The sequence below is a fragment of the Candidatus Nanohalobium constans genome (assembly GCF_009617975.1).
Taxonomy (GTDB): Archaea; Nanohalarchaeota; Nanosalinia; order Nanosalinales; family Nanosalinaceae; genus Nanohalobium; species Nanohalobium constans.
In genome coordinates this window covers 222,456-242,747 of record NZ_CP040089.1, presented here as the reverse complement: position 1 = coordinate 242,747, position 20,292 = coordinate 222,456, and the positions used below count along the sequence as shown (strand labels likewise).

Genomic DNA, 20,292 nt, shown 5'->3' with positions numbered 1-20,292 from the left:
TTTTATGGGAGGAAGTATTAGAGGTTCCCGCGATACGAGCTCAGAAGCTATTCCTGACGGCAGATTTATAGGCGAGTACGGAGACAGTGAAGCGGTAGCGGAGACAGCTAGAAAGATTCACTCAGATATAAGAGAGCTTAGAAATCCTTGGTTTTCGGAAAGCAGTGCAGAATATGATGGGATGATGCCGAAAGAGGCTGTATTTTCTGAGAGACCCTCCGGTTTTGACACAATATTTGATTTTCTGAACAGAGACCCTGAAGCATCCGTTAAATTCGAAGATGACAATGGAGAGCTTACGGTTGAATTATATTTTGATTCAAGAGTCAGTCGCGAATATAGAGAAGAGGTTGCCGAGATAGTTGGCAATTACTTGGAATCAGAAACTTATTCTGGCGTACCCAGTAGCTAAGAACGGAAAGCGGCGGGCGGTATTTAACTTTTGTCTTGGAATGAGTTGTGTATGAGCGAAGATGAAGAACTCCTGATCGACCGTGATGATTACTTAGCACACGGTGTTCACATAGGGACAAAAGCCCAGCACAACGACATGGAAGACTATATTTTCCACGTGAAAAAGAACCAGTTAGCAGTAATTAACCTAGAAGACACAGATGTACAGATTAGAAAAGCTGCTGAAAAACTGGCAGAATACGAACCAGAAGACATCCTTGTAATCGGAAGAAAGGATGAAGCAAAGAATGCTATTGACGAGTTCTCAAAGGCTACAGGCGTTAAAACTGTTATTGGAAGATTTATGCCTGGTAGTTTCACCAACCCAGAGTCCGAAAACTTTACAGAACCAGAAATAATTGTCGTAACTGATCCTGAGACTGATGCTCAGGCTATCAGAGAAGCTGCTCAGACTAACAAAGAAGTTATCTCAATCGCAGACTCAGAGAACAAGTTGGACGATATTGATCTTGCTATCCCAGCTAACAACAAGTCTGAGAAATCTATCGGAATGGTTTACTACTTGCTGGCTCGTGAAATGCTTGAGGCAAAAGGCATGGAGCTGAAGAAGGACAAAGACTTGTTCACTCCAGAGATTGAGCGGGAAGAAGACGAGGAAGAATAATTTCTTCCAGCATTTAATTTTTCTACTTTTGATTTCTATCTGATTTCTGAGAACTGTCAACCGGTTAGCTTTATACACGGTCGATTCATATTTGGTATACATGTTTGACTTGGGTAACGGCGATAAAGAGAAACTTGAGGAGAATATGGAAGAGATCAAGCAACTGGTGAACGAAGGTCAAAACCAGGAAGAAAGCCAGGAAAACGAGCTTGAAGAGATAAGCCAGCAAGTCACAGGCGGAAAAGAACCAGATCAGAACAGAGAATCCGAAGAACTAGATACAGGACAAGACAGTTTAACAGAACAAAATGAGTCCGAAGATATTTCACAGGTAGAAGAAGGACTGCAGATGAACCCGCAAAACGAGCTGCAGGAAATGCAGGAAAACTCAGATAACTCGGAAACAAACCCGCCGCAACAGCAGGAACGAAACAATCTAGACAGAAAGTTTGAGGAAATGCAGAGCGAAATCGAACAAGAGATAAACTCCCTAGAGAAATCCCAGACACAGCACGACTCACAGAGAAAACACGACCAGACACAAAACACACAGACACAGCCCTCCTCAAAAACAACAACAGACAACACAGGAGAAGAACCTGAAACAGATGAAACAGCCACAGAAAACAATATAACCGAACTAGACATGACTCAGGACAAACAAACAAACGACAACCCTGAAAAATCAGGAGAAGAACCATTATTCCTCGAAGTAGAAAAATTTGAAGACATCAAGAAAATGATCGAAGAAATGCACTACCTAACCACCGAAATGGACGACGTAATGCAACACCTCGAATCAGGGATAAAAGACGACCAAGAAACCATGACAGAAGCAGAGCAAATCGTAGACGAGTTCCAAGCACGCAGAGACAGAATACAACAGACACTTAGAAACAACTAAAAAACTGTCAACCCCAATTCTTCCATATGAAACAGGCTGAAGTAAAAGAAGTTCTAGAAGAATACGCCGACGCAAACTCAGAGCAAAAACTACTCCAACTACTCAAAGACGAACTAATAACACATCTAGAAACCAAAAACGCAGACACCGACAGCCAAAGACACGAACTCAACCTAATCATCCGAGAAATAGAAGAAGAACTCGACTGGATCGAAAACGAAAAACTAGCAGAATACGACCCCGAACAACAATAGAATAACACATTTCCTTAATGTGGTATAAAAAAGTTCTTTCCATTTAGTTGATTATATCCCTTGATGATCCAAGGTTTTTGTGAAAGGTGTTAAATTAACAATGAGCTTTCAAGAATTCGAACCAAACGAGTCACTAGCAGAAAAAACCTATAATACAGTTGAAACAGCCGCCGACACAGGCAAAGTTGTAGTCGGAACAAACGAAGTAACCAAGGCAATCGAAAGAAACAACGCCGAACTGGTTGTCATCGCAGGAAATGTATCCCCACAGGAAATTGTAATGCACATCCCTGCACTAGCCAGTGAGAGAGACGCAGACTACACATTCGTACCCGACAAAGAAGAACTAGGGCTTGCAGCAGGAATCAACGTCCAAAGCGCGGCAATCGCAATTACACAGACAGGAAACGCAGAAGACGAAGTCGAAGATGTAGCAAGCAAAGCAAGAGAACTCCTCGACTCAGAAGAAGACGAAGAAGAAGAGGAGTAAAAAACTCTAGGTGCTAAAAAATGACAAAAATCAAAGATTTTCTGGATCACCAGGAACTCAAAGGTGAGTTCCAGTAATGGTAGCAGCAAAAGTAATAGAAGTCATGGACGACACAGGACACCGAACAGTCCGTAAGGTCCGATGCCGAGTAATAGAAGGCAACGAAGAAGGAAAGATTCTAGTCAGAAACTCTCGAGGACCAATCCGTGAAGACGACATAGTCCACATCAAAGAAACGGAGATGGAAGGGTGATCTCTAAATGGTAGAATGTGACTACTGCGGAGACCAACTAAGCAAGACCGACGGAAAAATGCTGGTCTTAAATTCCGGAGAAAAACTCTACTTCTGCTCTTCAAAGTGCGAAAAGAACCACGAAAAAGACAGAAGCCACGAATACCAGAAAGAAGAGTAACTAACTCTTCTTCTTTCCACTTTCTAATTTAACGAAGTATTTAACTTTTCAAACAATTTTTCTTGTTTAGGTGAATCCAGTATGCCGCGTCAACCAATTCTATCAGTCCTCGGACATGTCGACTCAGGAAAGACTACACTTCTGGACCAGATCAGAGAATCACGGATTGTAGAAGGTGAGGCTGGCGGCATCACACAGATGATCGGAGCAACCGAGGTACCACTCCAAACAGTTGAAGAAGTCTGTGGAGAACTACTAAACAGCTTAGACACCGACCTCACGATACCTGGCCTACTGTTCATTGATACTCCAGGTCACGCAGCATTCTCAAGCTTGAGGAAGCGTGGAGGCAGTATATCTGACATCGCAGTACTGGTAATTGATATCGAAAACGGAGTGCAGCCACAGACAGAAGAGGCTATTAAGATACTTCAGGAAAGCCATACACCATTTGTAGTTGCACTGAACAAGGTCGACAAGCTGCATGGCTGGCAAAGCGAAGACGAATACTTCACACGAAACATCAACAACCAAAGCGACAAGCTACAGCAAAAACTAGACGAAAAAATATACGAGATGATGGGCGAACTCAACGAATACGACATAGTAGCAGATCGGTTCGACAGAGTGGACAACTTCCAGGAAAAAGTAGCGATGGTACCAACCAGCGCAGAGACAGGTGAAGGAATACCCGAACTCCTAATGGTTCTCTCAGGACTAAGCCAGAACTACCTAGCCGACCAACTCGAAATCAAAGAAGGAATGGGTAAAGGCACAGTCCTAGAAGTAACAGAACAGAAAGGACTCGGCACCACAATCGATGTAATAATCTACGACGGGATCGCGCGAAAAGAAAACAAGCTTGTATACGGCACAAGCGAAGGAGTCAAAACAACAGACATCAAAGCACTTCTCGAACCACGCCCACTCAAAGAGATCCGCCTCGACAAACAGTACGAGGAAGTAGATGAAGTAACGCCTGCAGCAGGAGTAAAAATATCAGGACAGGACCTAGAAGGCGTAATCTCAGGATCACCAATCAGAATAGCCAGTGAAGAAGAACTAGAAGACGCCAAGAAAGAAGTAGAAGAAGAACTAGAAACAACCAGCTTCCAGACACACAAAGAAGGAGTAGTAGTAAAAGCAGACAGCCTTGGAAGCCTAGAAGCAATAATGAGAGAAGTAGAAGAAGCAGAAATACTAGTACAAAAAGCAGAGGTCGGAAAAATAACCAAAAGCGACATAGTCAAACTAGAAAACGAAGAACCAGAACTCAGAGCCGTATTCGGATTCAACACAGACATAACAGAACAAGCCAAAAAATTGGCTCGAGAAAAAGGAATCGAAGTATTCCAAAGCGATGTAATATACGAAATAATCGACAACTACAACACCTGGAAAAACGCCTTGAAAAAAGATCAAAGACAGAAAGCTTTGAAAGCAGTCACAAGACCAGCCAAAATCCAGGCAATGCCCGACCACGTATTCAGAAAAAACGATCCAGCAGTAATAGGAGTCAAAGTACTCGAAGGCGTCCTAACACCAGGCTGCACACTTATGGACGAAAACGGAGAGAGAATCGGCACCCTGAAATCCATACAGGAAGAAAACGAGAAGATAGAAGAAGCAGAACGCGGAAGCCAGGTCGCAGCTTCAATTCAAGGACCAACAATCGGCAGAGACCTAGAAAAAAGCCAAGTCATGCTCACAGATGTAACCCAAAAAGACTACGAACGACTACAGGAACTAGAAGACCTCTTATCAGAAGGAGAGAAATCAGTTCTCGAAGAAATAGTAGGGATTAAAGATGAGAAAAACCCTCACTGGAAGATAGGATAACAGACTTAGAGGGAAATTTGATTCCTCCTTACTTCATTGTGTTCTTATGATTTGAGCAACATTATCCGACTATGGGATACGGCAAACTCGCAAAAGGTGTCTCCGAGAAAGAGGCAAAAAGGAAGTTGGAGCGAGTGATGCCGTCCAGCAACCGGAAAAAACATTTTCAGGGCAAAACACCCAGTATATTCGTCGGAAGCCACAACTACCCCAAAGTCAACACCGGAATACTATCCCCACAACATCTCGCCAACCCAGAAATGATGGACTCTCCTAAGAACTGGTACAGTGAAGGCTTCAGTATTGAAAAAGTTGCTTCTCTAAGGACATCACTGGTAAATTCTAAGAAAAAGTTTAAAGTAGATGAGAAAGATAATTTCCTGTCTCATACTCAAGAAGTAGCAATGGCTCGGAAACCTGTTGATGTAGAAGTCGAGTTAGAGAAGAAGCCTGGAGCAAATATATCAGGAGGGAGAGTAAAACCTGTCTCCGCATCAGGAAATGTAGAAGAATTTATCCTCGGTGAGAATCCTTCTGTGGAGAGAAAAGTTGAAAAAATGTTCTACGACACCGATGCAAAAGCCGAGACCGCTGTCAAAGAGTTACACGGCAAAGGAATTGATAATTACAAGATCCAGCAGAGCTTCACAGCCGGAATGCTCGGAGAGGAAAGCAGTAGAGAGCTAGTGCCAACTAGATGGAGTATAACTGCTACAGACGACATTATTTCAAAAAATATTCGGGATAAGACGATAAAGGACTACCAGGAGCTCGGACAAATCGAATACTACAACAACGAGTACATGGGCAACGAATTCCATATTTTCCTAATCCCCGGTCGATGGGAGTACGAATTGATGGAGTTGAAGCGTCCAGGCTCTGTCTGGAATGCCGCAGCAAACACATACATAGCCCAGAACTATGAATCCTATTCTGGAAGGACTGATTATGCCGAAGAGACTGCAGGCGCCTTTTACGCAACAAGACTCGGTATAATGGAACACCTAAGAAGTAGAAAGAGACAGGCAAAAGCCCTTGTAATCAGAGAGGTTAAACCAGAGTACTGGGCGCCTCTCGGAGTCTGGGTGATAAGGGAAACCGTCAGAAACAGCTTCAACGATGGAGAAATAGTTGAAAATTTTGAAAATGTGAAGTTCAGAATCGGAAACCAGTTCAAGTTCCTCTACAACAGGATAAAGAACAAGTCAAAGATATTAGAAGGAAGGCAGACCAGCCTCCAAAGCTTCTAAAAACTACTCAAAAATCCTCATATAGACTTCTACAAAGAAACTAAACATATAGGTTCTGAACGGAACCACCAAGTACAGCAATGTTATAACCCACAGAATTAAACCTAACAACGCCGGTACAGCCGCCAAAATAGGGCTAAACAATCCTAAAACAAGCATTAACACTCCAAAAACCAGGATAAAGAGTAGAGAAACTGAGCCAATTACAGTTAAAGACATCAAACCTACTGCCCAGGAAATAACTACTCTAACGACGATATAAACTCCAACCTCACGCCATTCAACTCTTACAGTTCTGAAAACACTCTGAACAGCCTCAATAAATCCTTTCTGACCTCTTATAATTTTAAGAAGGACAAAATCATGGACCAAAACGCCAAATACCATTACCAGAATCATTAAAGGTATGAAAACTGCTGTCAAAAGCAAACCAATTATTGGCTGCACTGCAAAGCTTCCAAGCCAAGCAATAAGTAATCCTACAACCAATAACCCGTAGACTGCCTTGAAGAGAGAATACTTCACAGCATCAACGAAATAACTCGAAATATTATCTCTTAACTGGACATCTCTCGATTCAACACTCCCAAACATGACGAATTCTGCCAGAGAATTGGGGTACATCGCTATTATCAAGCCTATAGCTGCGACACTGATCACAAACATTCCTATACCCAGTGCCGGCATTACAAGTTCAGGACTACCTGTCTGCGCCTGGAAGGCTGATTCAAAACCAGTAGGACTTTGGATGCTGGTGCTTGATTCCTCAAAACCGGTAAAAGTCGTGAACGGGAAGTTGAAGAAGAAGGTTGAGAAACCTGCACCTCCTAGGAAAAGTATTATTACTGCTAGCTTTGTCCATGTCAGAAGGTCAAAAGGCAGTACTATATCCTTTGTGCGTTCAACCGCATCCTCGATTGCCTCAACACTGTGGAAACCCATGAAACACATCCAAGACCCCAGCCTTAAACCGTTTTTTATTAATTCCCGCACACCAGTTTTCCATGGATCTGTTCCCATTCCCAGAGAAAAGAGATAAACAGGAAGAAATGGTTGAAATAGCTGAAGAAGTAATGGAGAATGGGGAAAACCTCGTAACACACGCCCCTACCGGTCTAGGAAAGACAGCAGGCAGTATAACACCAGCACTCGAGGAAAGACTGCGCAACGACCAGAAAGTATTCTTCCTGACTCCAAGAAACAGCCAACACCAGATTGCACTGGAAACAGTCAAGAAAATAAATGATAGACACGATGAAAACCTGATAACAGTAGATCTCATCGGAAAAGACCATATCTGCGAAGCAGATGCTTCAACACGGGCTGGACAAGGACCTGACTGCCCAAGACATTCAGAGACTCTACAGAACCACCAATTGACTCAGAAAGCACGGCAAAAATTGAATTCACTGAAGCATCAGAACCTGACGGCTGAAGAAGTTAAGAGAAAATGCCGAGAAGTCTGTCCATACCAGATACTGCTCCATATGACGAAAGAGGCAGATCTGATAATTGGAGACTACTTCCACGTATTCCACCCAGGAGTCAGAGATATCGTATTGGAAAAGGCGGAAACCCAGCTTGAAGACTCAATCATAATCGTAGATGAGGCACATAACCTGCCGTCCAGGACGCGTAGCCTATTCTCGGCTACTATATCGACACCTCTACTGAATAGATGTATTACCGAGGCAGAGAGATTTGGCTTCTATCCTGAGCAGGAGAACCTGGAGCAGTTCAGGAAGGAGATCGAGCGGATGAGCAGGAAAGAACTTAGCCAAGAGGACTACGAGGCAGAAATCAGCAAGGACGACCTGATCGGAATGGTTGATTCTTTCCATAGCTTCGAGGAAATGATTATCGACATGGACGCGATAGCTGATGAGGCTGAGGAAGAGCAGGAGCAAAGTCACTGCCGTAGACTGGAGGAAGCACTGGATCGCTGGAAAGGAAAAGACCAGGGATTTGTGAGGTGTATAAAAAGAGACAGAGGAGATATCAAAATCCAGTACAGCTGTCTTGACCCACAGGTATCGACCAAGACTCCGCTAAACGCTTCTCACTCCAGCTTGCTGATGTCAGGGACTCTGACCCCTCCCACTATGTATGTAGATCTTCTCGGACTGGAGGAAAACCTGACGAGGACGAAAGAGTTCGGATCTCCATTCCCTGCCGAAAACAAGAGAGAACTAGTAATCCCTACTTTAACGACGAAATATGAGGAGAGGGATGATTCCATGATGCAGAAATATGCCTGGTACCTCGCCAAATCACTTGAAGAAGTGCCTGGAAACGCAGCAGCATTCTTCCCAAGCTACAGCCTATTAAAACAGGTCAGAGACAAACTCAGAGACAAGACAGACAGAAGAATATTTGCCGAAGAGCAGAGAATGGACAAAAACGGCAAACAGGAGCTGCTTGACGACTTCGAGAAAGAAGCAGACAACGGAAACGGATTACTGATGGGTGTAGCAGCTGGCAGCTTCGGAGAAGGAATAGACTATCCCGGAGACATGCTAAAAGCAGCATTCGTAATTGGACTACCACTTCAAACACCAGATCTAGAAACCAAAGCACTCATAGACTTCCTAGACGACAGATTCGGAAAGGGCTGGGATTATGGATACTCTTACCCCGCCATGAATCGAGCCATACAAGCAGCCGGACGCTGCATAAGATCAAAAGAAGATAAAGGAGTAATAGTCTACATGGACAAAAGATACTCCTGGAGCAACTACAGAAAAGTCATGCCTCCAGACACACAACTAGAAGAAACTAGAGCGCCATGGCAGGAAATCGGAGAGTTCTTCAAACCCACTTGACTTCAGTACCAATTGGATTTCTTGCGTAGCAAGATTGAAGCACCAATTATAACATTATTCTAATTGCGGCTTTATCTTATATAAAGCGAACCACTTAATAGAATATTTTTCTAATTAGAGCTATAGTTTATAAAGACCAACGAGCAATTATAATTTAATTCAGTTAACGAGGTCTGATACCATGGCAACACTAGAAACAGTACTTAACTCCGACACAAAAGTACAGATACTGAGAACGTTAGCAGTCAATGATAAGAGCTACGCAGCGGAAGATTTGGAAAGAGAAACCACAAAAGATATAACATCTATCTACAAGGCATTGGAAGACCTCAGAGATGAAAAAATACTGAAAACAATACAGACAGAAGGTAAGACCAAGTACTACAAACTTGATACGAGAGAGTCCAGCGTCATAGGAATGAGTGTTCCTGTTGACTTTTCAGCAAGCATCAATAAACTCCTCTACGATGAAATGAAGCAATACGGCCTAAATAATCTTCCAAAGTATCCACTGAACATAGTATTTGACTTCAGGAAGAAGTTGATCGGAAAGATAGATGATGACCTAGAGAAGATAATACTCTTTGGTTCAGCGGCAAACGGCGAGTACACACTTGACAGCGACCTAGATCTCTACATAGTATGTAAAGAAGCAGGGGTAGAAGCGGAAGACCAGATACATGAGATAGCAGAAAGCTACGATCATGAGTTCTCGCTGGCGATAAAGTCGGAGAAACAGTACCAGGAAGACTTCACAAAACCAGTGTCAAAACTGGCAGACTCCATAATCAAGGATGGATTTACGACACTCTACGGAGAAGTAGAGGAAATAAACCAGTATATAGAAGACGGAGGAGAACAGAAATGAGAAAGGAAGATGAGTGGAAAGAAGAATGCATGGAAGAAGGTACAGAAGGGAGAGTAGGAGCAGAAAAACTAAAGAAAAGAAGAGAAAAAGAAAGGATAATTCAAAGAAAAAGCCAGAACTCAAGCTACTGGCTGAAAGCAGCAGAAAACCTTCTGGACTCCGATACACCTCAAGCAGCAATAGTATTGGGTTACTTTGCAGCAGAGAACAAGGTAGAGGAAGCACTAGCCCACAAGAACTACGAGGTCAACACACATCTCTGCACCATCAAAGGACTGTCCAGAGTACTAGAAAGCCCGGAATTAGCCACACAACTTGATAGAGCCTACCAGAAAAGAAAAGACATAAATTATGAAACACAGCTCAAAGAAGACGAAACAGAAGCCGAAGAATTCATAGAAGAAAGAGTAAAACCACTAATACAGGAAATAAACAGCAAAATAGAAGATACCGAGTAAAACTAAGCCAGTTCCTTAGCCCACTCATACCCTTCATCTTCCAACTTATGAGCCAGCTCAGGACCACCACTCTCTACTATCTTGCCATCAACCATTACATGGACATGATCGGGCTCTACATGATCCAAGATTCTCTGGTAGTGAGTTATCATGAGGATACCACGGTCATTGTCGGCTAAAGCATTGATTCCTTTGGCTACAACCTGTAGTGCATCAATATCGAGACCTGAGTCGATCTCATCCAGAATTGCGTACTTTGGATCTAGCACTGCCATCTGAAGGATTTCATTCCTCTTCTTTTCTCCACCTGAAAAGCCTTCATTCAGGTATCTGCGGGCATAGTCTTCCTCCATATCCAGTAGATCAAGTTTCTCTCTGAGAAGCTCATTGAACTCACTCTGAGGCATTGGGTCCTCTCCTCTTTCCTCTCTTTGTGCATCTACAGCTTCCTTCAAGAACTCTGAAACCCTGATACCTGAAACTTCTGCCGGGTACTGGAAACCTAGGAAAAGTCCCTCCTGAGCCCTCTCATGCGTCTCCTCATCAGTCACGTCTTCACCATCAACCAGGATCTGTCCACCGTCAATATTGTATTCCGGGTTGCCCATCAATGATTTACACAAAGTAGATTTTCCTGAACCATTCGGACCCATGATAGCATGAATTTCACCAGGCTTAACCTCCAGAGAAACTCCTCGAACAATATCTTCCTCAGGTACAGAAACTTCCAAGTCTTTTACTTGCAATGTCATATACAGAAAACAATGAATAATCTTCTTAATCCTGACTGACTGCATCCTGCAAAGTCTTCAAACCAAGTACAGCACACTTCACACGCATTGGAGAGACATCGATACCAAGTTCGTCGATTATCCAGTCTCGATCCAGTTCAGAAATTTCGTCCAGATCCATGCCTACAGCTTTTTCTGACAGTATTGATGTTGCAGCTGTACAGATCGCACAGCCTTCAGTCTCATGCTTGAAATCAGTTACCTCACCACCTTCTATCTCTGCGTATACATGGACTTTATCACCACAGCTAGCGTTCTCTCCTTCTGCCTCGTACTCTGTATCCAGTTTCCCTGTATTCCTTGGTCTCTTGTAGTGATCCATGATTTCTTCACGATACATGATTCACACCTCAAATGCTTCCTTCGCATCCTTGACCGCTTCTAGGAATTTTTCCACATCTTCTTCTGTGTTGTAGAGGTAAGGACTTGCCCGAGTGGTACCAGTTATGCCGAGTTCCTCCATCTGGGGTTGAGCACAGTGGTTGCCTGCTCTGACAGCAACTCCGTGCTGGTTCAAAACCTCTGCGATGTCATGCGGATGCGCCCAGTCAGCCGTGAATGAAACCAGGCTGGCATCGTCCGGAGATAAAACATTTACTCCTTCGATCTGTTTCAGTTCTTCAATCATAATTCCGGCCAGTTCTTTGTCATGGCTATAGATTTCCTCCATTCCAACTTCCTCCAAGTATTCTATTGCTGCCGCTAAGACGACTGCACCGGCAACGTTTTCAGTACCGGCCTCAAACTTCTCCGGAGCATCCTCATACGCCACATTATTTTTCTGAACTGATTTGATCATTCCTCCACCGACCTGATAAGGTTCCATATCCTGAAGAAGCTCTCTCCTACCATATAGAACTCCTATACTGGATGGACCAAGCATCTTATGCCCTGAAAAACACAAGAAATCAACCCCGAGTTCCTCAACATCTAGAGGCATATGCGGAGCGCTCTGAGCTGCATCCAAGACAACTAACGCATCGTTTTCATGTGCTACATCTACTATTTCATCTACATGATTTTCTGCTCCGAAGACGTTTGATATGTGTGATACAGCGACTAAGCCTGTATCTTGATCAATCTTTTCTTCAATTGATCTGGTAGAGATCTTTCCTTCCTCCGTTTCAAGATACTCTACACTCTTTCCTTCTTTCTCAGCTTTTCTTCTCCACGGTAATTGTTCACTGTGGTGTGCCATCTCGCTGAGAACTATATCTCCTTCAAATTCAAGTGAGTGTGCGAGGAGGTTTTCTGCCTCTGTAGTATTTCTGACGTAGACTATTTCAGATCTTGAGGCTCCGATGAAGTCTGAAACAATTTTCCTGGCATCTCTGTACTCTTTTGTGGCGTCGTTCGCTAGATCGTATAGGCCTCTGCCTACATTGGAGTTGTTTTCTTGGTAAAAGTTGGTTATTGCTTGGGTTACTTTTTCGGGTTTCTGGCTTGTTGCGGCGTTGTCTAGGTAGACCAGGTTTTTTCTTTGCTGGAAGATTGGAAAGTCTTTTCTGATTTTTTCCGGGTTCATAAATGGAAGGTTGTGTTTGATTCTTTTACCTGTTTTCAGTGAACTGTGCTGTTTTTTTGACGAAGTTGTTGAGTCTGTGTTTGTAGTTTTCGTCAAGTATTTCGCCGTCACTGTTGAATGCTTCTCCTGCGTTGGAGATCGGTATATCAGGTCCAGGGTATGCGCCTAGTTCCAGTGTGATGTCATGCAGGTGGCTGAGGGCTCTGACACCTCCGAAGCTTCCTCCGGAGACTGTTACATACATGAAAGGTTTGTTTTCGTATTCAGGGTGTAAGTGGTCTAAAAGTGTTTTCAAGATGCCCGGGATTGAATGGTTGTACTCTGGGACCGCCAGTACTACTCCGTCGGATTTTTCGACCAGTCTGCTGAACTCTTGGATGTCTTCAGCTACAGGTTCTTCGCCCTCTACATAGGTTCTGTTACCGAGAGGCGGTACTTTTCTCTTCTTTAGATCGAAGAGTTCTACTGAGTGTTCCTGGTTTTGAAACTCGTTCATAACTGCTTTGGCAGGTCCGATACTGGCTCTGCCTTCACGGGCTGTACCTACGACAATTAAGAAGTTCATATAACTAGGTCGGGCATAGAGCTTTTTCACAGTTGAAAACCAGATACCACCAGGTTATTCTCTAGCAGCCGATCCGGAGATAAGGTTGTTGATTTTTGCGACCGCTGTTTCTGTAATAGTTTCACCGAAACCTTCTGCCTCTTCCGCTGTCTCACCTTGCGCTTCTTGTTTCTCTGTCAGCTTCTGACGCCATGTACCTCTCTGATACCAGAGATAAGCTATCAAGGCGCCTCCAACATTCGAAATGAAGAATGCAATCCAGACACCTTCTGTCCCTATCTCTAATGCACCGAAGTAAGCGATAGGAAGACGGATAACTGCCAAAGTCGTTATAGAGATGGCTGCTGCAGTCAAAGTCTTACCTGCGCCTCGGAAACTTCCATTGTACGCTCTTAATACTCCTATGAATCCGAAGCTGAATGAGACATATCTTAAGAATTCTGCTGATACAGAGGCGATTTCTGTACTTTTGGTGAAGACAGAGGATATTGGTTGGGCGAACAGGAAGGTGACTGCGCCGAGAGCTGTCAGTATTATGAATGTCCATTTTGCTCCGAACCTTGCTGTCTCCGCAGCTCTATCATAGTTTCCTGCTCCCAGGTTCTGACCTGTCATGGACTCTACTCCTCTACCAACTGCTGCTGCAGGAAGGAAAACCATGGAAAATATTCTTACAGCAATACCGTAGCCTGCGACAACTGTTCCCGCAAATATAACTCCTACAACCGCAACCAGTGCGTTGACAGATATTGATCTTCCTGTCTGTTCCGCTGAGGCAGGTATGCCGATTCCAATCATCTTCTTGAAGAAGGAGAGATCCGGCTTCATCTGACTTAGAGATATCTGGATTCCTTTACTACCTGTGAACAGTATGTACACTCCTATAATCAGGGATAGGGATCTTGCAAATACTGTTGCGATGGCAGCGCCTGTAACCCCTAGTTCTGGGATTGGTCCTGCTCCGAAGATGAACAATGGATCGATTATGATGTTGAGTATGACTGTTCCAAGCATCAGCAGCATGGGTGTAACAGTATCGCCGTAACCTCGCATAAGCGACTGAAATACCAGGAATCCGAACATTGAAAACAGTCCAAGTGATATTACCTGTAGATAGCTTGTTGCTGCAGCTGCAACCTGTCCGGATGCTCCAAGTAGCGGTACAAAGTCTCCGATAAAGAGGAATCCTACAGCACCTATAATAACTGAGGCTAATGCGCTGAACATTATTGTCTGGGATGCTGCATAGTTTCTCTTCTTCCTGTTACCTGAGCCTTCGTTTTGCGCTACTAGCACGCTGCCAGCCACAGCTAATCCCATTCCAAGTGAGATCAGGAAGAAGACGAGAGGAAAAGCATAGGTGATTGCTTCAAGTGCTCCGTTACTGTACTGACCAAGCCAGAAGGTATCAGCCAGATTGTACATCGTCTGCAGCAAATTGATTACTATGACCGGCAGCGAGAGATAGAAAAGGTTCTTACCCACAGGGCCGTCCAACAAGTTTAACTCTTCCTTAGATTTGAACTGGCTCTTGAACCAGTTAAGCGATGCGGAAAATCTTCCTTCGATTTTATCTAGAGACATAAGAAGAAAGTTTTTTAGAAAAAAATTAAAAACAGGTAACTTCACTGAAAACCAGGTTTAAACCAGTGAAAAAAGTAAAAATCGGTTATTCAGACCTTTTCTCATCCAGCTTCCGCTCAACTTCTTCCCTGATAGAGTTCTTAACTCTAGGTACTTCTATCTCGCGCATCACGGGCTCAAAGAAGCCTTTGACCACAAGTCTTTCTGCCTGCTCATTGTTCAAGCCTCTAGACTCTAGGTAGTGCTGCTTTGCTTTCTCAATTGTTCCTGCCGCCGCTGCATGAGATGCCTCAACATTAGGATCCTCAATCATCAGCTTCGGCGAGGCATCAGATTCTGCTTTGTCGGAGAGCATCAGCGTCTCCTGATCCTGGAAGCTGGAAGTATCAACAGCCTTCTCCTCAACTTTCTGAAGACCTTCATACAAGCTTCTAGCTTTGTGGTCTACTACACTTCTCGAATCCATATCACACTTCGTGTTATCGCCGATATGTCTTACATGGAGAGAAATATCGTGGTGCTGTTCTCTTGTCGGATACCATACACCAGTCTGCTCAGTCTCCGAGTTATCTCCTTTCAAGACAGTTTCAATCTTAGTTCTGTTCAAATCCCCTGTAAACATTCCGTTCAACCAGTTGATTTTCCCGTATTTCTGTGTTATGGCTTTTCTTCTGCTGTAGGAGAAGTTTCCAGGCTTTTCAACTACTCCATACTCTACTGATGCGTTTTCCCCAACGTAGATCTCAGTGAAAGATGAGTTGAATTCTTCGCTCTCTGTTTCTTCTGTTACAGTTAAATCTGCGTTATCCTTTGCATCTACGATTAGATGGCTGAGCACAGGACCATCATTTTCGTATTGAATATGTAGTTCTGCTTCTCCAGAAACTTCTGCATAGATCAGTGCGTTGATATTGGCAGCGTGGACCGCGTTTAACTTGTTTTCATCGGACTTGATAAGGTCAAAGAACTTCTTACCTGCTTTCTCAAAAGCTTCCTCGCCAGTAAAGAATTCTACATCTCCTTCAGCCTCTACATCTGGCTCAACTTGTTCAATATCTTCTATATCAATTACTTCTTCCGGATACCGTGTCCATGTTCGTCCAGGAGTTCTGATTGATTCTGGCATTTCGAGAGAGTCAATTTTTTTGGCTGAATCCTTCTTTATCTTTTCTAGCTTCACTTAGACCACCTCATCCGAGACTTCCCTCCATCTCAAGCTGTATCAGCCTGTTTAACTCCACAGCGTACTCAAGAGGAAGTTCTTTTGCGATAGGTTCGATAAAACCTCTTACAATCATCTCTTTAGCTTCTTCTTCGTCGATTCCACGGCTCTGCATGTAATGAATTTCCTCATCGCCAATCCTGCCGACAGTAGCTTCGTGAGCCATCTCAACATCATCTTCCTTAACTTCGATGTATGGCTCTGTGTCGCTGGTCGCTTCATCTGAGAACATGAGAGCATCGCATTCGATCGATACTTTACTGCCGTGCGAGCCTTCTGGAACCCTGACTAAGCCTCTGTAATTTGTTCGACCGTCGCCCTGTGTAATGGACTTGGATTCTATCGTGGATTTGGTGTTAGGTGCGTTGTGGACGACTTTTGCTCCTGTATCAATGTTTTGTCCATCTCCTGCGTATCCGATTGTTATGTGGTTGGCTCTGGCTCCTTCGCCGTTTAAGTGACTTGATGGATACAGCATCGTCACTTTACTTCCCATTGACCCTGAGACCCACTCCATGACGCCTTCAGACTCTACCTTAGCTCTCTTCGTGTTCAAGTTGTATGTATTCTTGCTCCAGTTCTGTACCGTAGAGTACTGGACATGTGCATTTTCCTTGACGAATACTTCTACGCAACCAGCGTGTAGGTTGTTTCTAGTGTATTGTGGAGCTGAGCATCCCTCTATGTAGTGAATAGTACTGTTTTCTTCCGCTATTATTAGTGTGTGTTCGAACTGGCCCATTCCCTTCGAGTTCATTCTGAAATAGGCTTGAACCGGTATCTCAACCTCTACGCCTTCCGGTACATAGACGAAAGACCCTCCGCTCCATACTGCACCGTGTAATGCGGCGAACTTGTTGTCTTGTGGGGGTACGCATTTCTTCATGAAGTATTCTTTGACAAGTTCTTCGTGTTCTTGGACTGCTTCGTCCATGTCGCAGAATATTACTCCTTTTTCTTCCCATTCCTCTTTCATGTTCTGGTATACGACTTCTGATTCGTACTGGGCGCCTACACCGGAGAGTGCTTCTCTTTCAGCGTCTGGGATTCCTAGTTTGTCGAATGTTTCTTCAATTTCTTCTGGTACTTCGTCCCATTCGTCCGCTTGTTCTCCTTCAGCTGTCTTGTAATGTGTGATATCTGAGAAGTCTAGGTCGGATAGGTCTGGACCCCAGTCTGGCATCGGTCTTTTCTTGAAGTGGTGAAATGCCTTAAGTCGTTTCTTAAGCATCCAGTCTGGCTCATCCTTCTCTTCTGAAATATTTCTGACTGTTTCTTCTGTCAGTCCTTTGCCGGAGTCGTAGCTGATTTCTGCTTCTGTTATGTGGTTGAACTTTTCCTGGTTTTTCTCAACTTTTTCTTCTGTCATATATGTGGTAACGATAGGTGATCTTTAAACCGGTTGTCAGGTTATGCAGATTCCGGCTTTCTTGGTATGAGGTGAGGATTTAAGCTTTCCATACTACTGTAGTTATATGGGAGATATTTCTGAGGATCAGATAATGGAGCAGTTGGAGGAAGTTGTGGATCCCGAGTTTGATATAAATATAGTGGATCTTGGGCTGATATACGAAGTAACTGTTGAAGGGAACAAGGTTGATATTCTGATGACTTTGACTACGAGGGGATGTCCGTTCCATGGCATATTCCGTGATATCATAAATGAGGAGTTGAACAAGTTGGATGGAGTGGAAGAGATAGATATTGAACTAACATTCGATCCGCACTGGGATCCGGAGATGATGAGTGACGAAGCACGGAGAGAGTTTGGAAACATTCCTGGTCGGTCTGCTTTCTAAAGCTTTATTTTTGGATTACTATTTCTCCTGTGTCGCCGTTGTCCACGTTGAAGTAGTTTGTTTTAGGTAAGTTGTTGTATTTGGACGCATTGAATACTTTTGACTGGTTTGATGGTATTGTTAGCTCTTGATTGATGTCGTTGGTTTCAAATGTTACCTTGACTTCTTGGCTTCTAGCATTTTTCATCTCGACTGTGCCCGATGAGGTTATAGTTGTTCTGTATGGTCGTACGCCGTTTGCTATCTGTATTGTCTTGTCTGCTTGTATCTCTTCATTGGTTTGAGTGTTTCCTATGTTCCCCAGAGGAAGGTTTTGAAATGCTACGAAACCTATCACTGCAAATACTAATGCAGTTGCAGCTATCTTCAGAAACTTTTTTTCTCTTTGTTTATGTTTCAATTCGTCAATCATCTGTTCTTTTTGATCCATTAATTTTTCAATCCTCCTTAGCAGTACTGCCCCATGCATACTTCTCCATTCGATGAAGTAACCTTATTCCCGTTAAGATCTATCCCATCATCTGTTTTGATCGTGTCTCCGCCACCATCCAGTGAGTTTAAGTTGTGAATATTGTTGTTGTTCATATCGAGGTCGCCACTAGGTATTTCGACATCCCCGCTTGAGTGAGCAACAAGTATATTGGATATTCCCGAGTTTGAGTCGTACCACTTCAACCTTAAGTCATTATTCTGCCCTCGAAGGATCCCATAATCATTAGAATCTGTGAAAGAATTTGTATCTGTGAACCTTATTTCAGGCTTACCATTCCTAAGACTGATATACTGGCTTGTTGTCTTGTTAAGTACTATATTTCCACTAGGAACATTAATATTACCGCTATCATCTATTTTTATTCCTTCGTTGTCGCCGTCGTTTGATAGGTAGCCGTTTTGGAGGTTAATATTGTTTCCTTGGAGGTTGATGTCGTCTTCTAGTGTTGTTGTTCCGTTTATTTCTAGGTTGCCTGTTATGTTGGTTCCGTTTTCTAGTTCCATCCTTCCAACGCCGTATATGTCGTTTCCGTTCAAGTAGAGGTCTCCTAGAAGTGTGTCTCCGTCTTGATCTATGAAGTTTCTGTAGGCAAATCTTTGGTTTACTGCGTCTTGAGGGTTCTGTGGGTTGGAGAGGTTGGTTATTGCGTTGTTGTTCATGTCAAAGTTTGAGTATGAATCGATTGGTGATTCTGTTCTGAACTCTAATTGTGCCTGTGAGAGTGTTGTCAGAAGTACTAATGATATGAGTATGTAAAGTATTTTGCGATTCACATTAACTTTGGTTGTTTTCATGGATTAATAATCTGTTGATATTTGAGTTAAGGCAGAGTTTTTTGGTCAGCAGTTGGTTTCGGGTCCTATGCATAGAGTGTTGTTAGAGATTATTTGAGGTACTTTTAGGCTTCCATCCAGTTTGTAGCTGGATTCGGATAAAGGCTGTGATTCTCCTTTACTAACTGTTTTGCAGCCTTGATCTGCGTCTAACGACCTCTGTGAGGTTATGCATGTTTTTGAGTCAAGCAGAATTATTTTTTGTGTAACTAATGGTCCTGTCATATGGTCTCCGTTTGTTGTGACGACTTCATCTTCTGGCTGGGTCGTATTGCTGCATTTGTCTCCTATGCATGTTGATGCTATTGTGTTTGATGTTCCTAGTTTTGTTAGGCTGCCCCCTCCTTTTCTGATTACTCCTCCGATGTAGACCTGGGTTGTTTTTGTTGTTTTTAGTCCTTCTGAGTCTTCTACAGTTAGTTCTACTGTGTAAACACCGGCTTTGCTGTAGTTGTGTTGTGCTACTGGTTTTTCTGAAGTGTTTCCGTCTCCGAAATCCCATTTATAGTTGCTGATGGTGTTTGTGCCTTCTGATTCTGATGCGTTAAATGTTATTTGTTCTTTTGGGTCTGCGAAGGCTGGTTGTATTTGCATTACTGCTGCTAAAGGTACTAGGTCGAGTTTTCCGGTTATCTTTCCTTTGGTTGTCAGGTTCTGTAATGAGTTTGTGGTGTATGTGATTTCTGTCTGGAGTGTTTGGCATTCTTCCGTGTTGTTGAACTGGTTTGTTGTTACTGAGGTGGTGGATTGTCCGTTGAGTTCTTTGTTGACTTCGAATGATGCTTTTCTTTCTCCTTCGGATAGAATGCTTACATCTTGTATTCTTACATCTTTGTCTTGAGGGTTTTGCACCGTCATGAACACTGTATTATTTTCATATTGGTATAGGTTGTCTATTACTGGGAATGGGGGGCTGAAGTCTGTGCTTTGTAGTTGGCAGCCGCTTCCGTAGTCTACCTGTGTGTACATTGTTCCTCCTACGATTGTGACGGCTGCGATCATCCATCCGTAGGTGGTTAGGTATTCTACGCTGGTCTGTCCTATACGGGAGTTGAACACAGGTACTATTTCTGAAGACAGTTGAATAAAAACCACGGGGCAGAG

General features: G+C 43.4%; 24 protein-coding genes. 13 read left to right on the top strand and 11 right to left on the bottom strand.

The features are described 5' to 3' along the window. The first annotated feature begins 4 nt into the window (after window positions 1-4). The 9 genes from LC1Nh_RS01410 (at window position 5) to LC1Nh_RS01370 (ending at window position 6,228) form a co-directional block, all read left to right on the top strand. On the top strand, window positions 5-412 hold the full coding sequence (locus LC1Nh_RS01410; RefSeq protein ID WP_153549921.1) for a hypothetical protein: 408 nt from the start codon (window positions 5-7) through the stop codon (window positions 410-412). A 51-nt stretch (window positions 413-463) separates the two neighbouring features. Beyond that, on the top strand, window positions 464-1,078 hold the full coding sequence (locus tag LC1Nh_RS01405) for a 30S ribosomal protein S2 (protein WP_153549920.1): 615 nt from the start codon (window positions 464-466) through the stop codon (window positions 1,076-1,078). Between the two features lie 100 nt (window positions 1,079-1,178). Then, entirely contained in the window at window positions 1,179-1,982 is an 804-nt protein-coding gene (locus tag LC1Nh_RS01400) for a coiled-coil domain-containing protein (protein ID WP_153549919.1), read from the top strand. 26 nt (window positions 1,983-2,008) lie between these two features. Further along, the gene (locus LC1Nh_RS01395) at window positions 2,009-2,236 is read left to right on the top strand and encodes a hypothetical protein (RefSeq protein WP_153549918.1); all 228 of its coding nucleotides are present in this window, start codon (window positions 2,009-2,011) and stop codon (window positions 2,234-2,236) included. A gap of 100 nt (window positions 2,237-2,336) precedes the next feature. Further along, window positions 2,337-2,726 carry a ribosomal L7Ae/L30e/S12e/Gadd45 family protein gene (locus LC1Nh_RS01390; RefSeq protein ID WP_153549917.1) on the top strand — a complete coding sequence of 130 codons (390 nt, stop codon included), beginning with the start codon at window positions 2,337-2,339 and terminating at the stop codon, window positions 2,724-2,726. A gap of 76 nt (window positions 2,727-2,802) precedes the next feature. After that, entirely contained in the window at window positions 2,803-2,979 is a 177-nt protein-coding gene (locus LC1Nh_RS01385) for a S1 domain-containing protein (protein ID WP_153549916.1), read from the top strand. 7 nt (window positions 2,980-2,986) lie between these two features. Next, window positions 2,987-3,139, top strand: a complete 153-nt coding sequence (locus LC1Nh_RS01380; protein WP_153549915.1) for an eL24 family ribosomal protein — start codon at window positions 2,987-2,989, stop codon at window positions 3,137-3,139. 81 nt (window positions 3,140-3,220) lie between these two features. Next, complete coding sequence (gene infB / locus LC1Nh_RS01375) at window positions 3,221-4,978, top strand: translation initiation factor IF-2 (RefSeq protein WP_153549914.1); 1,758 nt, start codon at window positions 3,221-3,223, stop codon at window positions 4,976-4,978. Window positions 4,979-5,049: 71 nt separating this feature from the next. Next, entirely contained in the window at window positions 5,050-6,228 is a 1,179-nt protein-coding gene (locus LC1Nh_RS01370; RefSeq protein ID WP_153549913.1) for an Nre C-terminal domain-containing protein, read from the top strand. Window positions 6,229-6,231: 3 nt separating this feature from the next. On the opposite strand, the gene LC1Nh_RS01365 is transcribed toward LC1Nh_RS01370, so the two are convergent. Continuing rightward, window positions 6,232-7,170: a DUF7544 domain-containing protein gene (locus LC1Nh_RS01365; RefSeq protein ID WP_153549912.1), complete on the bottom strand. Its 939-nt coding sequence runs from the start codon at window positions 7,168-7,170 to the stop codon at window positions 6,232-6,234. Between the two features lie 62 nt (window positions 7,171-7,232). Between LC1Nh_RS01365 and LC1Nh_RS01360 the strand changes: the two genes are divergently transcribed. The 3 genes from LC1Nh_RS01360 to LC1Nh_RS01350 all read left to right on the top strand — a co-directional run bounded on the left by LC1Nh_RS01360 (window position 7,233) and on the right by LC1Nh_RS01350 (window position 10,376). Next, the gene (locus LC1Nh_RS01360; RefSeq protein WP_153549911.1) at window positions 7,233-9,050 is read left to right on the top strand and encodes an ATP-dependent DNA helicase; all 1,818 of its coding nucleotides are present in this window, start codon (window positions 7,233-7,235) and stop codon (window positions 9,048-9,050) included. Between the two features lie 181 nt (window positions 9,051-9,231). Then, window positions 9,232-9,918, top strand: a complete 687-nt coding sequence (locus tag LC1Nh_RS01355) for a nucleotidyltransferase domain-containing protein (RefSeq protein WP_153549910.1) — start codon at window positions 9,232-9,234, stop codon at window positions 9,916-9,918. After that, a complete protein-coding gene (locus tag LC1Nh_RS01350; protein ID WP_153549909.1) occupies window positions 9,915-10,376 on the top strand; it encodes a HEPN domain-containing protein in 462 nt (153 codons plus the stop codon). Before LC1Nh_RS01355 ends, LC1Nh_RS01350 begins: the two co-directional genes overlap by 4 nt. Before the next feature lie 2 nt (window positions 10,377-10,378). Here LC1Nh_RS01350 and sufC read toward each other — a convergent pair whose 3' ends face one another. The 7 genes from sufC to sufB all read right to left on the bottom strand — a co-directional run bounded on the left by sufC (window position 10,379) and on the right by sufB (window position 17,432). Next, window positions 10,379-11,128: a Fe-S cluster assembly ATPase SufC gene (gene sufC / locus LC1Nh_RS01345; protein ID WP_153549908.1), complete on the bottom strand. Its 750-nt coding sequence runs from the start codon at window positions 11,126-11,128 to the stop codon at window positions 10,379-10,381. A gap of 25 nt (window positions 11,129-11,153) precedes the next feature. Continuing rightward, entirely contained in the window at window positions 11,154-11,507 is a 354-nt protein-coding gene (locus tag LC1Nh_RS01340) for an iron-sulfur cluster assembly scaffold protein (protein WP_153549907.1), read from the bottom strand. 3 nt (window positions 11,508-11,510) lie between these two features. Then, window positions 11,511-12,692 carry an aminotransferase class V-fold PLP-dependent enzyme gene (locus LC1Nh_RS01335; protein ID WP_153549906.1) on the bottom strand — a complete coding sequence of 394 codons (1,182 nt, stop codon included), beginning with the start codon at window positions 12,690-12,692 and terminating at the stop codon, window positions 11,511-11,513. Window positions 12,693-12,717: 25 nt separating this feature from the next. Beyond that, complete coding sequence (locus tag LC1Nh_RS01330; protein WP_153549905.1) at window positions 12,718-13,257, bottom strand: NADPH-dependent FMN reductase; 540 nt, start codon at window positions 13,255-13,257, stop codon at window positions 12,718-12,720. A 54-nt stretch (window positions 13,258-13,311) separates the two neighbouring features. Continuing rightward, window positions 13,312-14,841, bottom strand: a complete 1,530-nt coding sequence (locus tag LC1Nh_RS01325) for an MATE family efflux transporter (protein WP_153549904.1) — start codon at window positions 14,839-14,841, stop codon at window positions 13,312-13,314. Between the two features lie 85 nt (window positions 14,842-14,926). Beyond that, window positions 14,927-16,021 (bottom strand): SufD family Fe-S cluster assembly protein, encoded by a 1,095-nt coding sequence (locus LC1Nh_RS01320; protein ID WP_153549903.1) that lies wholly within the window; start codon window positions 16,019-16,021, stop codon window positions 14,927-14,929. A gap of 10 nt (window positions 16,022-16,031) precedes the next feature. Continuing rightward, the gene (sufB, locus tag LC1Nh_RS01315; protein WP_153549902.1) at window positions 16,032-17,432 is read right to left on the bottom strand and encodes a Fe-S cluster assembly protein SufB; all 1,401 of its coding nucleotides are present in this window, start codon (window positions 17,430-17,432) and stop codon (window positions 16,032-16,034) included. A gap of 106 nt (window positions 17,433-17,538) precedes the next feature. Between sufB and LC1Nh_RS01310 the strand changes: the two genes are divergently transcribed. After that, on the top strand, window positions 17,539-17,862 hold the full coding sequence (locus LC1Nh_RS01310; RefSeq protein WP_153549901.1) for a metal-sulfur cluster assembly factor: 324 nt from the start codon (window positions 17,539-17,541) through the stop codon (window positions 17,860-17,862). A 4-nt stretch (window positions 17,863-17,866) separates the two neighbouring features. Here LC1Nh_RS01310 and LC1Nh_RS01305 read toward each other — a convergent pair whose 3' ends face one another. The 3 genes from LC1Nh_RS01305 to LC1Nh_RS01295 all read right to left on the bottom strand — a co-directional run bounded on the left by LC1Nh_RS01305 (window position 17,867) and on the right by LC1Nh_RS01295 (window position 20,283). Beyond that, a complete protein-coding gene (locus LC1Nh_RS01305) occupies window positions 17,867-18,292 on the bottom strand; it encodes a hypothetical protein (protein WP_153549900.1) in 426 nt (141 codons plus the stop codon). Between the two features lie 17 nt (window positions 18,293-18,309). After that, window positions 18,310-19,128: a hypothetical protein gene (locus LC1Nh_RS01300; protein ID WP_153549899.1), complete on the bottom strand. Its 819-nt coding sequence runs from the start codon at window positions 19,126-19,128 to the stop codon at window positions 18,310-18,312. Window positions 19,129-19,194: 66 nt separating this feature from the next. After that, entirely contained in the window at window positions 19,195-20,283 is a 1,089-nt protein-coding gene (locus LC1Nh_RS01295; RefSeq protein ID WP_217907066.1) for a PKD domain-containing protein, read from the bottom strand. Window positions 20,284-20,292: the final 9 nt, after the last annotated feature.

Excerpts from the sequence above, each read along its gene's own strand:
- LC1Nh_RS01355 (WP_153549910.1), top strand. The coding sequence starts at position 9,232 with ATGGCAACACTAGAAACAGTACTTAACTCCGACACAAAAGTACAGATA.
- LC1Nh_RS01410 (WP_153549921.1), top strand. The coding sequence starts at position 5 with ATGGGAGGAAGTATTAGAGGTTCCCGCGATACGAGCTCAGAAGCTATT.
- LC1Nh_RS01335 (WP_153549906.1), bottom strand. The coding sequence starts at position 12,692 with ATGAACCCGGAAAAAATCAGAAAAGACTTTCCAATCTTCCAGCAAAGA.
- infB (WP_153549914.1), top strand. The coding sequence starts at position 3,221 with ATGCCGCGTCAACCAATTCTATCAGTCCTCGGACATGTCGACTCAGGA.
- LC1Nh_RS01350 (WP_153549909.1), top strand. The coding sequence starts at position 9,915 with ATGAGAAAGGAAGATGAGTGGAAAGAAGAATGCATGGAAGAAGGTACA.
- LC1Nh_RS01380 (WP_153549915.1), top strand. The coding sequence starts at position 2,987 with ATGGTAGAATGTGACTACTGCGGAGACCAACTAAGCAAGACCGACGGA.
- LC1Nh_RS01330 (WP_153549905.1), bottom strand. The coding sequence starts at position 13,257 with ATGAACTTCTTAATTGTCGTAGGTACAGCCCGTGAAGGCAGAGCCAGT.
- sufB (WP_153549902.1), bottom strand. The coding sequence starts at position 17,432 with ATGACAGAAGAAAAAGTTGAGAAAAACCAGGAAAAGTTCAACCACATA.
- LC1Nh_RS01310 (WP_153549901.1), top strand. The coding sequence starts at position 17,539 with ATGGGAGATATTTCTGAGGATCAGATAATGGAGCAGTTGGAGGAAGTT.
- LC1Nh_RS01370 (WP_153549913.1), top strand. The coding sequence starts at position 5,050 with ATGGGATACGGCAAACTCGCAAAAGGTGTCTCCGAGAAAGAGGCAAAA.
- LC1Nh_RS01360 (WP_153549911.1), top strand. The coding sequence starts at position 7,233 with ATGGATCTGTTCCCATTCCCAGAGAAAAGAGATAAACAGGAAGAAATG.
- LC1Nh_RS01305 (WP_153549900.1), bottom strand. The coding sequence starts at position 18,292 with ATGGATCAAAAAGAACAGATGATTGACGAATTGAAACATAAACAAAGA.
- LC1Nh_RS01325 (WP_153549904.1), bottom strand. The coding sequence starts at position 14,841 with ATGTCTCTAGATAAAATCGAAGGAAGATTTTCCGCATCGCTTAACTGG.
- LC1Nh_RS01365 (WP_153549912.1), bottom strand. The coding sequence starts at position 7,170 with ATGGGTTTCCACAGTGTTGAGGCAATCGAGGATGCGGTTGAACGCACA.
- LC1Nh_RS01390 (WP_153549917.1), top strand. The coding sequence starts at position 2,337 with ATGAGCTTTCAAGAATTCGAACCAAACGAGTCACTAGCAGAAAAAACC.
- LC1Nh_RS01340 (WP_153549907.1), bottom strand. The coding sequence starts at position 11,507 with ATGTATCGTGAAGAAATCATGGATCACTACAAGAGACCAAGGAATACA.
- sufC (WP_153549908.1), bottom strand. The coding sequence starts at position 11,128 with ATGACATTGCAAGTAAAAGACTTGGAAGTTTCTGTACCTGAGGAAGAT.
- LC1Nh_RS01400 (WP_153549919.1), top strand. The coding sequence starts at position 1,179 with ATGTTTGACTTGGGTAACGGCGATAAAGAGAAACTTGAGGAGAATATG.
- LC1Nh_RS01385 (WP_153549916.1), top strand. The coding sequence starts at position 2,803 with ATGGTAGCAGCAAAAGTAATAGAAGTCATGGACGACACAGGACACCGA.
- LC1Nh_RS01395 (WP_153549918.1), top strand. The coding sequence starts at position 2,009 with ATGAAACAGGCTGAAGTAAAAGAAGTTCTAGAAGAATACGCCGACGCA.
- LC1Nh_RS01405 (WP_153549920.1), top strand. The coding sequence starts at position 464 with ATGAGCGAAGATGAAGAACTCCTGATCGACCGTGATGATTACTTAGCA.